Origin of the sequence: Nevskia sp. (assembly GCF_051860985.1) — a bacterium.
Taxonomy (GTDB): Bacteria; Pseudomonadota; Gammaproteobacteria; order Nevskiales; family Nevskiaceae; genus Nevskia.
This window is the reverse complement of the sequence record NZ_JBIMKV010000003.1, coordinates 40,125-53,669: the sequence shown is the minus strand read 5'-3', so window position 1 is coordinate 53,669 and position 13,545 is coordinate 40,125. Positions and strand designations below refer to the sequence as shown.

12 protein-coding genes are annotated in these 13,545 nt (G+C 67.4%); 5 read left to right on the top strand and 7 right to left on the bottom strand.

The genetic code is table 11. The features are described from left to right. Nucleotides 1–29: 29 nt before the first annotated feature. The 5 genes from ACTIGJ_RS03895 to ACTIGJ_RS03875 form a co-directional block, all read right to left on the bottom strand. Nucleotides 30–515, bottom strand: a complete 486-nt coding sequence (locus ACTIGJ_RS03895; RefSeq protein WP_439638974.1) for a DUF4402 domain-containing protein — start codon at nucleotides 513–515, stop codon at nucleotides 30–32. Between the two features lie 206 nt (nucleotides 516–721). Beyond that, nucleotides 722–1,753 (bottom strand): helix-turn-helix transcriptional regulator, encoded by a 1,032-nt coding sequence (locus tag ACTIGJ_RS03890; protein WP_439638973.1) that lies wholly within the window; start codon nucleotides 1,751–1,753, stop codon nucleotides 722–724. A gap of 553 nt (nucleotides 1,754–2,306) precedes the next feature. Further along, the gene (locus ACTIGJ_RS03885; RefSeq protein WP_439639177.1) at nucleotides 2,307–2,909 is read right to left on the bottom strand and encodes a YceI family protein; all 603 of its coding nucleotides are present in this window, start codon (nucleotides 2,907–2,909) and stop codon (nucleotides 2,307–2,309) included. 55 nt (nucleotides 2,910–2,964) lie between these two features. After that, nucleotides 2,965–3,519, bottom strand: a complete 555-nt coding sequence (locus tag ACTIGJ_RS03880) for a YceI family protein (protein ID WP_439638972.1) — start codon at nucleotides 3,517–3,519, stop codon at nucleotides 2,965–2,967. Between the two features lie 34 nt (nucleotides 3,520–3,553). Beyond that, nucleotides 3,554–4,126 carry a cytochrome b gene (locus ACTIGJ_RS03875; protein WP_439639176.1) on the bottom strand — a complete coding sequence of 191 codons (573 nt, stop codon included), beginning with the start codon at nucleotides 4,124–4,126 and terminating at the stop codon, nucleotides 3,554–3,556. 139 nt (nucleotides 4,127–4,265) lie between these two features. Between ACTIGJ_RS03875 and ACTIGJ_RS03870 the strand changes: the two genes are divergently transcribed. From ACTIGJ_RS03870 to ACTIGJ_RS03850, 5 genes are all read left to right on the top strand, one after another. Continuing rightward, the gene (locus tag ACTIGJ_RS03870) at nucleotides 4,266–4,868 is read left to right on the top strand and encodes a TetR family transcriptional regulator (protein ID WP_439638971.1); all 603 of its coding nucleotides are present in this window, start codon (nucleotides 4,266–4,268) and stop codon (nucleotides 4,866–4,868) included. 85 nt (nucleotides 4,869–4,953) lie between these two features. Then, nucleotides 4,954–6,066 (top strand): efflux RND transporter periplasmic adaptor subunit, encoded by a 1,113-nt coding sequence (locus ACTIGJ_RS03865; protein WP_439638970.1) that lies wholly within the window; start codon nucleotides 4,954–4,956, stop codon nucleotides 6,064–6,066. A gap of 7 nt (nucleotides 6,067–6,073) precedes the next feature. After that, nucleotides 6,074–9,148: an efflux RND transporter permease subunit gene (locus tag ACTIGJ_RS03860; RefSeq protein ID WP_439638969.1), complete on the top strand. Its 3,075-nt coding sequence runs from the start codon at nucleotides 6,074–6,076 to the stop codon at nucleotides 9,146–9,148. Between the two features lie 245 nt (nucleotides 9,149–9,393). Then, nucleotides 9,394–10,497: an alpha/beta hydrolase family protein gene (locus tag ACTIGJ_RS03855; RefSeq protein WP_439638968.1), complete on the top strand. Its 1,104-nt coding sequence runs from the start codon at nucleotides 9,394–9,396 to the stop codon at nucleotides 10,495–10,497. Beyond that, the gene (locus ACTIGJ_RS03850; RefSeq protein WP_439638967.1) at nucleotides 10,494–11,288 is read left to right on the top strand and encodes an SDR family NAD(P)-dependent oxidoreductase; all 795 of its coding nucleotides are present in this window, start codon (nucleotides 10,494–10,496) and stop codon (nucleotides 11,286–11,288) included. Before ACTIGJ_RS03855 ends, ACTIGJ_RS03850 begins: the two co-directional genes overlap by 4 nt. 30 nt (nucleotides 11,289–11,318) lie before the next feature. On the opposite strand, the gene ACTIGJ_RS03845 is transcribed toward ACTIGJ_RS03850, so the two are convergent. Together ACTIGJ_RS03845 and dapE are read right to left on the bottom strand one after the other, a co-directional pair. Beyond that, nucleotides 11,319–12,335 (bottom strand): YheT family hydrolase, encoded by a 1,017-nt coding sequence (locus ACTIGJ_RS03845; protein WP_439638966.1) that lies wholly within the window; start codon nucleotides 12,333–12,335, stop codon nucleotides 11,319–11,321. Next, a complete protein-coding gene (gene dapE / locus ACTIGJ_RS03840; protein WP_439638965.1) occupies nucleotides 12,332–13,480 on the bottom strand; it encodes a succinyl-diaminopimelate desuccinylase in 1,149 nt (382 codons plus the stop codon). The genes ACTIGJ_RS03845 and dapE overlap by 4 nt, the downstream gene beginning before the upstream one ends. Nucleotides 13,481–13,545: the final 65 nt, after the last annotated feature.

The following is a 13,545-nucleotide window of genomic DNA, read 5'->3' as shown; positions in this document are numbered from 1 at the left end:
TGGGTTGTCATCGTCCGGTCAGACTGCTCTCAGTACTTGGCGCTCACCGTGTAGCTGCAGGTGTAGCTACCGGCAACGGTGGCCGCCGGCACGGTCAGCGTGCCGCCGAGCCCGACGTTGAGTGCATCGAGCGTCACCGTGTTGGAAGGCGTCGAGAACGTCAGCGCCGACAGCGACAGACCGCCTCCGCAGCCGCCCGCGATGGCTTCGATGGTGGCCGGCTCGTTGTCGGTGCCGGTGAAGTCGTACGAGCCGGCCGTCGCATCGTTGCCGATGAAGCTGCCGTCGCCGGTATTGGATTTGAGACCAGCCGGGCTGATGGTGTATGTGGCGCTGCCGACGGAGACGGACGGCTTGTCGATCTTGCCGAAGTTCAGCGCGTTGTCTTCGCTGATTACGATCTGCTCGAGGATGGTGACCGAAGCAGTGCCGCCAAAGTTGGCCGGCGCAGCCTGCGAAGCGGTGGAAACGAGGCCGACGGCAGCAGCGGCGGCGATCAGTGCGATGTTCTTCATGTGTGACTCCGAATGGAATGGATTTTGGACTGCGTTCCCTGCAAATCGGCGCTTTGAAGTGGAGTGCTAAACCCCTGCTTTTTCTCCAATTCCACTGCAGCGCCTAGGACCCACTCTACTGATCGTTGCCGGACTCCCGCACTGCCCGTCTGGAGGGGGAGAACGACCGTTCATCGGCGCAGTTGGGTGGTGTTGTGACGCTCCACTCAGTTGATGCCGAACAGGTTCAGCGCGTGCATGAAACGCAGCGCCAGTTCGGTGCGGCCGCGGGAGCCGGTCTTGCTGAAAATGCGCTTCTGGTGCCAGCGCACGGTGTTGTCGGAGATCTGCATGCGCTCTGCGGTTTCGTCGACGTCGTGGCCCTGGACCATCGACAGCGCCACGTCGCGCTCGGCAGCAGTGAGGCCGAACGAGGCGCCGATCTCGAACATGGCCTCGTGATGCAGGTTGGCCGGATCGGCCAGCATCAGTTGCAACAGCGGGCTGTCGGCGCCGCCGAAGCTGCCGCGCCGGCTGTCGCCGCGCAACAGCACGAAATATGGCAGCGGAAAGCCCGGCCGTTCGATTTCCACCAGCGCCCGCGGTACCCGGCGTTCGCCGGTCACACGGCGGACCGCGTTGACCAGCGCCTGGTCGATCTGCGCGTTGCGGGCAATGATCTGGCGATCCAGCAGTCGCAGGCCATCGCCGCGTTCCAGCGCACGCTGCATCGTGGTGTTGCAGCCGTAAAGCTGACGGCGGACATCGATCAGCGCGAGGCCGTGCGCCATGGTGTCGAGCGTGCTGGCGTAGAGCTGTGACCAGCGGCAGCGCAGCAGGGTCTGCAGTGCCAGCGAGTAGCCGGGGATCAGCGCGATCAGCGCATCAAGATCGGCAAGGCGGTAGGCCGCACGTGGCGGCCGGCGACGGATTTCGATCAGGCCGACGGCGGCCGCACTGCCGCCCAGCGGTACATGGAGCGAGGAGGCGACCGAGCTGGCGTCCTCGACATTGTTGATGCGCGGCGTGGTGCATTCGAGCAGCGCCGCGACTTCGCGATCGGTCTGTTCGTGGATATGGCATTTCGCCGCTACGTCCGGCGACAGGTCCACCCGCAGTACACGCCGGAATGGCAGCGGCTGTTCGCTGTCTTCGACGATCATCACGGTAACGGCGTCCGCCTGCAGCTCGTGCATCAGCCCGGCGAGCAGCGGCTCGATCTGCGGTACCCAGGAACCCTGCGGCGGTTCGGGTGGCACGATATCCCGCGTGTTCGGAGCCGCCCCGCGAGGCGATCGACGCGGTCGATCCGGGGACGGCGGGCCCGACGATTCACGACTGCTCATCACCGGTGGTTCGTCTCGTCCCTGAGACCCAATGGCACTGGCCGCCCCGCCGTTCAACCTGGGCGCAATCCCTGCAGTCGTGATCATGGAAGCCTTTTCGTTGTTATCGGGCTTGTGTCCCCTCGTGATGTGAAGATTGAGTCATGTCGATGGGTGGTTCGCCATCCATCTGAGGTGGTTTGAGATGTCAATCACACTGTGACGCCCCTCAAATTTCGAGTTCGGCGCCGTTTGTCGGTGATTTGTGAAATTACTGTGAACGCTGATGGGCGCGGTTGCCGGCGCACCAGGTCAGGGCGTTCGAGAATCACAATGGCCCACGGAAGCGCACTGACGCGCGACCGGATGGTGCGCGGATGCCTCGTTTCCGCTCATCGGCATCCCCCCGGCAACCGGGGCGATGTCCGGCAGCTGCCGCCGTACCGGCCTCGGGCAAGGCCGGCACGGCAGATCGGGCGCGGCCGGATCAGGTCGGGCCGGGGGTTTCGTCCTTCAGCGCTTCGACCTGGATTTCCAGCGTGACCTTGCCATCCGGGATGGTCTTGCCGACGCCGTAGCCGACGCCGAACTCGGTGCGGTCGATCACGGCGCTGGCATCGGCGCCGCAGACTTCGCGCTTGTAGAACGGATGCGGGATGCACTTGAACTGGTTGACCGTCAGGGTCACCGGCTTGGTGACGCCATGCAGGGTCAGGTTGCCTTCGACCGAGCTGATGGCGTCGCCGGTGAACACGACCTTGGTCGATTTGTAGGTGGCGGTGGGGTACTTGGCGACGTCGAAGATGTCGTCCTTCTTCGCATGCTCGTTCATCTTTTCGTGACCGAAGTCGATCGAGGTCATGTCCATCAGGATTTCGATGGAGCCGGTCTTGGCCGCACGGTCCAGCGTCACCGCACCGCTGTTCTTGTCGATCTTGCCGCGCCAGAACGAGATGCCGCCGATGTGGGCTGCCTTGAAGCTCGGGTAGGTGTGGCTGGCGTCGATGGTGTAGGTCTCAGGTGCGGCGATCGCGGCACCGCTGGCGGAGACGGCGATGGCGGCGGACAGCAACAGGCGGCGGGCAGGGATCACTTCAGGGTCCTCGGGCAGGAGAAAAGCGGAGGTGGACAGCAGACGGCGCGCTTCAGCGCGCCGCAGGAACGAACAGCTGGAACTTGATCTTCACCGGATCTTCGACGGTGCCGTCCCAGGCCGGGTCGCCGATGCCGAAGGCTTTGCGCGACATCGTCACGACGCCGCTGTAGCGACTGCCGCCGGCTTCCGTCTTGACCGTCACCGGCGCCCTCAAATCGGCCTTGCGGCCCTTGAGCACCAGCGTGCCGGTGGCCTCGAAGCTGCCGTCAGCTGCCGGCTTGAGACCGTTAGCGGTGAACGTGGCCTTCGGGAAACGGGCGCTGTCGAACCATTCCGGCTTGCGGACTTCGGCGTTGTAGTCGTCATCGCCGATATCGAAGCTGGCCGTCTCGATGTCCAGCGTCGCCTTGGCGTCGGCCGGCTTGGCCGGATCGTGATCGACGCGGCCGGAAAAGCGCTTGAACGGCGCTTCGACTGGGACGCCCATCTGGGTGAACACGGCGCTGAGCGTGCTCCTGGACGGATCGATGGCGCGCTCGGCAGCCAGCAGGCCGTTGCTGGTGCCGAGCAGGGCGAAGGCGAAGACAACGGGAATCAGCTTCATGGCGGCGAGGACGGTGCGGGGATGATCGGAAAGCTCAGGCGCTGCGATGACGATGCCGCCACGGCAGCATCCGGGCGAGGGTGCCGTCGCGGTCGATCAGCTGGTGCTTCACTGCGGCGGCCGCGTGCACTGTGACCAGCGCCGCCATCGTCCAGTTCAGCCACTCGTGGACTTCCTTCAGCAGCGCTGCCAATTCCTTGTTCTTGTCGACCAGATCGGGCAACTGCAGCGCCTTGATGCCGAAGTAGACCACCGGGTAGCCGCTCGCCGAGCTGTACAGCCAGCCACTCATCGGCACCGCGACGATCAGCCCGTACAGCGCCAGATGCGCAGCGTGCGCCGCCTGCAACTGCCAGCGCGGCTGCCCCGGCAGCGGCGGTGGAGGCGGGTGGCGCCCGCGCCAGACGAGGCGCAATACGGCCAGCGCCAGCACGGTCATGCCGCTCCATTTGTGCCAGCTGTAGAGCTTCAGCTTGTCGGGCGACAGCTTCAGGCCAGTCATGTACAGGCCGACGGCGAAACCGCCGACGATCAGCAGTGCGATCAGCCAGTGCAGCGCGATGGCGGTCGTGGTGTAGCGATCGGCGGGCACAGGCGGGCTCGGCATGGTCATGGGACGAAGGACAGGGGTTGAACCCTAACGCCGCGTGTCGGCCGGTGCCAGCGGTACGGGCCCGCAAGGAAATGTGGATCTGACCCCAATTGATGGGTTTGACCGGTGATTGACGATTAATGACAATCGTCACATGAGAAGCGCAGCCATTACCCAACCGGCGATCCGGGATCGCATCCTGGCCGAGGCGGAACGCCTGTTCCGTGCCTACGGCTATTCCAAGACCACCGTCGCCGATGTCGCGCAGGCCTGCGAGATGTCGCCGGCCAACGTCTATCGGTTCTTCGAATCGAAGGCGGCGATCAACGAGGCCATCACCGAGGTGGTGCTGGCGCGCATGGAAGCGATGGCACAGGGCATCGCCCGCGAAGCGCGCCCGGCGTCCGAGCGGCTGAAGCGGCTGGTGATGGAAGGGCATCGCTTCACCTGCGAGCAGTACCTGAACGAATCGCGCGTCCACGAGATCGTCGCCATCGCGATGGACGAGCAGTGGAGTGTCATCGATGCCCATATCGAACGGGTGCGGGCCTGCTACCGCCTGGTGATCGAGGACGGCGCGCGCAGCGGCGAGTTTTCCGCCGACAAGCTCGAAGACCGCTGCCTGTGCGTGTTCAACGCGGTGATGCCGTTCTGCCACCCGCAGATGGTCGCCGAGCGCTACGCCGAGGACCGTGGCCGGCAGGCCGCGCTGATGGCGGAATTCCTGGTCGATTCGCTGCTGGCCCGGCCGGCCTGATGTCGCTTTCGACTGACAGAAAACCATGTTTCGTCAACTCGGCATCGTGCCGGTTGAGGCCCGCGCCGTGCGGCAAGGAGTGTTCGTGAACCGTTTTCCAATGGCCCCGCTGGCTCGCAGCGCCACACTCGCCCTGCCGCTGCTGCTCGCCGCCTGCAGCAAGCCGCCGGCGGCGCCGGAGGAAATCCGGGCGGTGCGCACCGTCGAAGTGACGGTCGGCAAGACCGACGGCTACAACACCTATGCCGGTGAAGTACGGCCCCGGTACGAGTCGAACCTTGGCTTCCGCGTCGGCGGCAAGATCGAGGATCGCCGGGTCAATGTCGGCGACCGGGTAAGGAAGGGCGATCTGCTGATGCGCCTCGATCCGAAGGATCTGGCGCTCAACGAGAGTGCCAGCCGCGCGACGGTCGCCGCGCAAGAAGCGCAGTTCGCGGTCGAGAAGGCCGATTTCGAGCGCTACGCGAAGCTGGCCGAATCCGGCTTCATCAGCCGTGCCGAGTTCGATCGCCAGAAGACCCGTTTCGAGGCCGCGAAGGCGCAGCTGGAATCGGTACGTGCGCAGGCGCGGGTCAGCGGCAACCAGACCGGCTATGCCGAGCTGCGCGCCGACGCCGACGGCACCATCACCGCGCTCGATGGCGAGGCCGGGCAGGTGGTCAGCGCCGGCCAGGTGGTGGTGCGGCTGGCGCGCAGCGGCACCCTGGAAGTGGCCGCCAACGTGCCGGAACAGCTGGTCGGCCGGCTGAAGCCCGGCGCGCCGGTGGACATCCTGCTGTGGGCCGGCGGCGGTACCTCGACGCCAGGCCACATCCGCGAACTCGCGCAGTCCGCCGACCCGGCCACCCGCACCTATGCGCTGCGGGTCAGCATCGACACGCCGCCGGCAACCATGCAGATCGGCATGACGGCCACCGTGCGGATCGTCGACGACGGCCTGCCGGCGCTGATTCATCTGCCGCTGTCGGCCTATGTCGAAAACGCCGGCGCCCAGGGCGTCTGGGTGTTCGACGAGGCCAGCGGCGCGGTGCAGTTCCGCCCGCTGCGGCTGGTCGGCTTCCAGCGCAACGAGGTGCTGGTGGCCGAAGGCCTGAAGCCCGGCGAACGCGTGGTCACGGCCGGCGCTGCGCTGCTGCGCGCCGGCCAGAAGGTGAAACGGATGGTGGAAAAGCCGGCGGTCGCGCCGTCGGCAGGCTGAGCCACACATGAGCGCACCGAAAGCTGCGAACGAGGGCGGCTTCAACCTGTCGCGCTGGGCCATCCAGCACGATTCGTTCACCCGCTTCATCGTCGTGCTGCTGATGCTGGCCGGCGTCGCCGCCTATCTGAACCTGGGACAGAAGGAAGATCCGGAGTTCACCTTCCGCATCATGGTGATCCGCACCATCTGGCCGGGCGCCACGGCGACCGAGATGGAACAGCAGGTCACCGACCGGATCGAGGAAAAGCTCGCCGAGACCCCGTGGCTGGACCGTACCCAGAGCTATTCCAAGCCGGGCGAGTCACAGGTGTTCGTGTTCCTGCGCGAGGACACGCCGCCGAAGGACATTCGCGCCACCTGGTACCAGGTGCGCAAGAAGGTTGGCGACGTCCAGGGCCAGCTGCCGCAGGGCGTGCAGGGGCCGTTCTTCAACGACGAGTTCGGCGACACCTACATCGCCATGTACGCCTTCGAGGCCGATGGCTTCAGCTACACCGAGCTGAAGGACTATGTCGACAACGCCCGCAAGGTGCTGGCCTCGGTGCCGGGTGTCGAGAAGGTGGATCTGCTCGGCGAGCAGCAGCCGCGCATCTACGTCGAGTTCAGCTATCGCAAGTTCGCCCAGCTCGGCATCACGTTCCAGCAACTGGGCGAAGCCCTGCGCGGCCAGAACATCGTGGCGCCGGCCGGACGCCTGGAAACGGCGGACCGCGCGGTGTTCGTCCGCGTCGGCGGCGAATACGACAGCATCCGGCAGATCGAGGACACCCGCTTCCGGGTCGGTTCGGCCACCATCAGGCTCGGCGATTTCGCCGAGGTCTATCGCGGCTGGGAAGACCCGCCGCGCACCAAGATCCGCCATCGCGGCGTTGACGCCATGGCGCTTGGCGTGGTGATGGAAAAGGACGGCGACGTGCTGAAGGTCGGCCGCGAGCTGGATGCGATCGTCGCCCGGCTGACGGCCGATCATCCGCTCGGCATCAGCGTCACCCAGATCACAGACCAGCCGGAGGTGGTCAAGCACGCGGTCGGCGAGTTCGTGCAGTCGCTGGCCGAAGCGGTGGTGATCGTGCTGGTGGTCAGCTTCTTCAGCCTTGGCCTGCGTACCGGCATGGTGGTGGCGCTGACCATCCCGTTCGTGCTCGGGGTCACCTTCCTGGCGATGGACTGGGCCGGCATCCAGCTGCAGAAGATCTCGCTGGGCGCGCTGGTGCTGTCGCTGGGCCTCCTGGTCGATGACGCGATGATCGCCGTCGAGATGATGGCGCGGAAGCTGGAGGAGGGTTACGACAAGCTCAAGGCGGCGTCGTACGCCTACACGTCCACCGCCTTCCCGATGCTGACCGGCACCTTGATCACCGCTGCCGGCTTTCTGCCGGTGGGTTTCGCCAAGTCGGCGGCCGGCGAGTACACGTTCTCGATCTTTGCCGTGGTCGGCATGTCGCTGGTGATTTCCTGGCTGGCTTCCGTGTACGTCACGCCGTGGCTCGGCATGCGGCTGCTGAAGGAGCGGCCGGCCGGTGATCACCACGAGCTCTACGACACGCCGTTCTATGCCCGCCTGCGCCGGTTGATCGACTGGTGCGTGGCGCATCGCATCACGGTCATGGCCGCCACGGTCGTCGCCTTCGTGCTCGGCGTCGCCAGCTTCAGCCTGATCCCCAAGCAGTTCTTTCCGGAGTCGGTGCGCAACGAGATCATGGTCGATCTGTGGCTGGCCGAAGGCGCCAGCTTCTCGGCCACCGAAGCGGTGGCCAAGCGCATGGAAGCCAAGCTGAAGGACGATCCCGACGTCGTCGACTACACCGCCTGGGTCGGTACCGGCGCGCCGCGCTTCTACCTGGCGCTGGACCAGCAGCTGTCACACGTGAACTTCTCGCAGTTCATGGTCGTGGCGCGTGACGCCAAGGCGCGCGAGGCCCTGCGCCAGCGCATCCGCCAGTGGCTGCTGGACGAGTTCCCAGAAGTGCGCGGCAAGGCCGATCCGCTGCCCAACGGGCCGCCGGTCGGCTGGCCGGTGCAGTTCCGCGTGCAGGGGCCGGACGCCGCGGTCGTACGCCAGTTCGCCGACGAGGTGCAGGCAGTCGTCGCCCGCAGTCCGCAGGTCCGCAACGTCCACGACAACTGGCACGAGAAGATCCTGGTGATCCGCGACGACATCGATCAGGACAAGCTGCGCGTGCTCGGCATCACCAGCGAACAGGTGCGCGGCGCCGGTCAGACCATCCTGTCCGGGACCACCATCGGCACCTATCGCGAAGCCAACCGCAACATCGAGATCGTCGCCCGCCAGCCGCTGGAAGAGCGCAACAACATCAGCGAGCTGGCCGATGCCTACATGCCGACCGCCAGTGGCGTGTCGGTGCCGTTCTCGCAGTTCGGCACCGCCCGGCCGGAGTTCGAGCCAGGCGTGATCTGGCGGCGCTCGCGGCTGCCGGCGATCACCATCCAGGCCGACAACCTGCCGGGCACCCAGCCGCCGGACGTGACGATGGCGATCGACCGTCAGCTCGACGAAATCCGCGCCCGGCTGCCGGTCGGTTACGAGATCGCCATCGCCGGTTCGCTGGAGCAGTCCAAGCTCGCCAACGATTCGATCAACGCACAGATGCCGATGATGCTGATCGCGATCCTGCTGCTGCTGATGATCCAGCTGCAGCACTTCGGCCGCACGGTGATGGTGCTGCTGACGGCGCCGCTGGGGATCATCGGCGCGGCGGCCGCGCTGCTGCTGACCGGGCTGCCGTTCGGCTTCGTGGCGCTGCTCGGGGTGATCGCGCTGGCCGGCATCATCATGCGCAACTCGGTGATCCTGGTGGACCAGATCGACCAGGACATCGCCGGTGGCCACGACCCGTGGACGGCGATCGTCGAATCCGCCGTGCGCCGATTCAGGCCCATCGTGCTGACCGCCGCCGCCGCCGTGCTGGCGTTGATTCCGCTGGTGCGCAGCGCTTTCTTCGGGCCGATGGCGGCCGCACTGATGGGCGGCCTGATCGTCGCCACGGTGCTGACCATGACCTTCCTGCCGGCGCTCTACGCCGCCTGGTTCCGGGTCCGCCGGCCGGTCCTCGCCTGAGGCCAGTCAGCCTGGATCGGACGACGCCGGGCCTTGCCCCGGCGTCGTGCGACCGGGCTGCCGGAAGCGGACATTTTGTCCATCCCTCGCTTTACCCCGCGCCAGACGGTACCTGCTGGCCCTTTTCGTGCAGTGCAACACGAGCGGACTCGAAGCGGCAGCTGCCGTGACGAGCCCGCCCAGTGGGGGCCGGATCCTCAGGGTTCGGCTGTCAGCGGCGGCACGGCACGGGCGGGAGTGAGCGGATGTTCCGAAGATCTGGCGGTTGCAAACGGGCCCGGCTGGCGGCGTTGCTGCTTGCGGGCCTGGTGGCCTGTGGCGCGGCGCGGGCCGACGACGACAGCATCGCCGAGCTGGTCCATTTCAGGAGCGGCCCATCCGGTATCGATCTGGCCGGCGTCCTCGAACGTCCGGCGCGGCTGGCCCGCGACCAGCCGTTGCCGGCGGTCGTGCTGATCCACGGCAGCGGCCCGAATGATCGCGACGAAACCATGTACGGCCACAAGCCGTTCCGGCTGCTGTCGGCCTGGCTGACCGAGGCCGGCTATGCGGTGCTGCGCTACGACAAGCGCGGCGTCGGGGAATCCGGCGGCACGACGCAGGGAGCGACGATCGTCGACTTCGCGGCCGACGCCGAAGCGGCCTTCGACTTCCTGCGCAGCCGGTCGGACATCGACGGCCGCCACATCGGCCTGCTCGGCCACAGCGAGGGCGGCATGGTGGCGCCGCTGATCGCCGCAGGGCGGCCGGAGGTGGCCTGGCTGGTGCTGCTGGCACCCCCCACCGTCAACGGCCGCGAGATCTCCCGTTACCAGAACACCCAGGGCGCGCTTGATCGCGGCGCCAGCGCACCTGACGCCGAGGCGGCGGCCGAGGAGGCCAGCGGCCTGTTCGACATCGTCAGCAGCGGCACCGACAGCGCCGAACGTGACCGCCAGCTGCTGGCGGCACTGAACCGTCTTGCCGGCCGGCGACGGCTGTCTGCGGCGATGGTCGAGGCACAGCGGGCCTCGCTGGCGTCGGCCTGGTTCCGACACATCCTGGCCTACGATCCGGCTCCGACCTTGCGCCAGCTGCGGGCGCCGACCCTGGTGCTGTTCGCCGCGCTCGATCACCAGATCGCGCCTGCGCTCAACGAGGCACCCGCACGGGCGGCACTGCAGGACAATCCGGCCGCCGAAGTGCGCGTGCTGCCCGGCGTCAACCACCTGTTCCTGCGCAGCAACTGGGGCGCGGTGGCGGAGTATCCTCGCGCCGCGCCCGGCCTTGCGCCGGTGCTGCACGAGGCGCTCGACCAATGGCTCGAGTGGATCGACCACCACCAGCCGACCTATACCGCCCGACGATGACGGCCCTGAACAACACCACGATCTGGATCACCGGCGCTTCCGGTGGCATCGGTGAAGCGCTGGCTCTGGATGCCGCGAAGCGCGGCGCGAAACTGGTGCTGAGTGCGCGCCGAGTCAGCGAGCTGGAACGGGTGCGCGCCGCCTGTCCGGACCCGTTGAAGGTGGCGCTGCTGCCGCTCGACCTGACCGATTTTGACGCCGATCAGGCGGTGCTGGCTGCCGAGCGCTGCTTCGGGCCGATCGACGTGCTGGTCAACAACGCCGGCCGCTCGCAGCGCAGCCTGCTGGTCGACACCTCGATGGACGTCTACCGGCAGTTGATGGAGCTGGATTACTTCGCGCCGGTGGCGCTGACCCGGGCGCTGGTGCCGTCGATGCGGGCGCGCAACACCGATCATGTGGTGATGATCTCGTCGATTGCCGGCCGCATCGGCGCGCCGCTGCGTACCGGCTACAGCGCCGCCAAGCACGCGCTGGCCGGGTTCACCGAAGCCGCGCGGGCCGAGCTGTGGCGCGATGGCCTGCGCTTCACCACGGTATTCCCTGGCTATGTGCAGACCGGCATTTCCGCCAATGCCCTGGCCGGCGACGGCAGCCGCTTCGGCGTCACCGATCGCAACATCGCGGGCGGCATTGCCGCAGCGGATTGCGCGGCCAGCATCTGGCGGGCCGTGGAAGCCGGCGACGAGGAAGTGTTCATGGGCGGCAAGGAAGTGCTCTTCGAGCGCCTCAAGCGCTACCTGCCGGGGCTGTTCTCGTATGCGCTGAAGCGCAGCAACGTCAACCGCTGATCGGGCTGCGCCCGCAGGCCGCTGTCGCGTTCAGAGGCGCGACAGCCATTCGACGACCCGCTTCTCGGCCCAGCTTTCCAGCGCCAGGTTCTCGATGAAGCCGCAGTGGCCACCGCGCCGCGGCGCATCGAAGGCGATCACCGAACCGCGTGCGCCCAAGCCGTCGAAATCGGCGAACGGGATCACCGTGTCGTCCTGCGCGGTGACGATCGCCAGCGGGCTGGCGGCGCCCATCAGCATCGGCGGCGTCAGCGTGTAGCGGGCCAGATAGTCCTCCAGGCACGCGAACTCGGTGTGCTCGGCGACGAAGCGGCGGGTGATCTCGACGAAGCTGCCGAGCGATGCCAGCGCGGTGAAATCGTGGCGGCCGGGCCAGGCAGCGGCCTTGGCGGCCAGCGTCTTGCGCCACTTGTCGAGGAAATAGCGCTTGAACACTGCCGGGCCGTCATCGATCGCCCGCAAGGTGGCGCCGGGGTCGATCGACGGCGAGATGCCGATCGACAGCTGCGGCGTAATGCCGGCGGCCGGACCGAGCAGACCGACCCGCAGCGCGAAGTTCCCGCCCAGCGAAAAGCCGATGACGGCCAGCGGCCGGTCGCTGCCGCCGTCGATCTGGCGGGCGGCGCGCACGCCGTGCAGCACCTCGTCGATCCGCGCCGAATGGAACAGCCTCGGGTTCAGCGCGTGGGTGCCGGCGTGGTCGCGCAGATTCAGCCGGAACACGTTCCAGCCGGCGGCGTAGACCTTCGAGGCCATCGAATACAGGTAGGCCGAGTCGTGGCTGCCTTCCCAGCCGTGGATCAGCACCACCAGCCCGCGCGACGCGCGCTCATCGGGCTGGCGGGCGTACAGGCCGGTCAGCTGCACCGGATCGCCGTCGGCGACGCCGCCGTCGAGCAGGTGCTGCACCGAGGCGCGGTGCATCGCGTGGTCGTGGCCGGCGAAGCGGCCGCGCACCGGCCGCTTGGTCGCCAGCACCGTCTGTATCAGCTGCGGTGCCAGCAACGGGTTCGGCCGAAAGCCGGCCACCGCGCCGGCGCTGCTCACGGCTGCACCAGCAGGCGCCGCATCAGGCCTTCGTAGACGGCGCTCAGCGCGTCGAGGTCGGCCACCCGCACATGCTCGTCGACCTTGTGGATCGAATCGTTGACCGGGCCGATCTCGACCACCTCGGTACCCATCGGCGCGATGAAGCGGGCGTCGGAGGTGCCGCCGCCGGTGAACAGGGTCGGCGTCAGGCCAGTCACCTGCTGGATCGCCGCCCGCGCGGCCGCGATCAGCGCGCCCTGGCGGGTCAGGAACGGCAGGCCGGACAGCCACCAGTCGGCCTCGTAACGCAGGCCGTGGCGATCCAGCACGTCGTGGACGCGGGCCTTCAGGCTGTCGGCGGTCGATTCGGTGCAGTAGCGGAAGTTGAACACCAGCTCGGTGGTGCCGGGGATGACATTGGTCGCACCGGTGCCCGAATGGATGTTCGAGATCTGGAACGAGGTCGGCGGGAAATGGGCGTTGCCGGCGTCCCATTCGATCGACACCAGCTCGGCCAGTGCCGGCGCCAGCCGGTGGATCGGGTTGTCCGCCTTCTGCGGATAGGCGACGTGGCCCTGCTTGCCGAACACCTTGAGGTTGCAGCCGAGCGAGCCGCGCCGGCCGATGGTGATGCGGTCGCCGAACTGCTGGTCACCGGTGGCTTCGCCGACGATTGCGTAATCCGGCCGGATGCCGCGCGACTTCAGCACTTCGACGACATGGCGGGTGCCGTGCAGCGCCACGCCTTCCTCGTCGCTGGTGATCAGGAAGGCGAGGGTGCCGGGCGGCTCGCCGTCTGCGAGCAGGCGTTCGACGGCGCAGACCATTGCCGCCAGCCCGCTCTTCATGTCGGCGGCGCCTCGGCCGTAGAGCACGCCATCGCGGATCTCGGGAACGAAGGGGTCGCTGGCCCAGGCGCTGGTCGGTCCGGGCGGCACGACGTCGGTGTGGCCGGCCAGCACCAGCAGCGGGCCGCCGCTGCCGCGCGTGGCCCACAGGTTGGTGATGCCTTCCGAATTGATCCATTCGATGCGGAAGCCGAGCGCGGCCAGGCGATCGGCCATCAGCTGGCAGCAGCCGGCGTCGTCAGGGGTCAGCGAGCGGCGGGCGATCAGCGCGCGCGTCAGGTCGAGCACCGGCGAAAGGCGGAGGTCATCAGGCATGGCAGTGAACCGGAAGGGTCGAAAGGAAAATCAGCGAAGCCGGCGGCCGCAGGTAGCAGCATCTG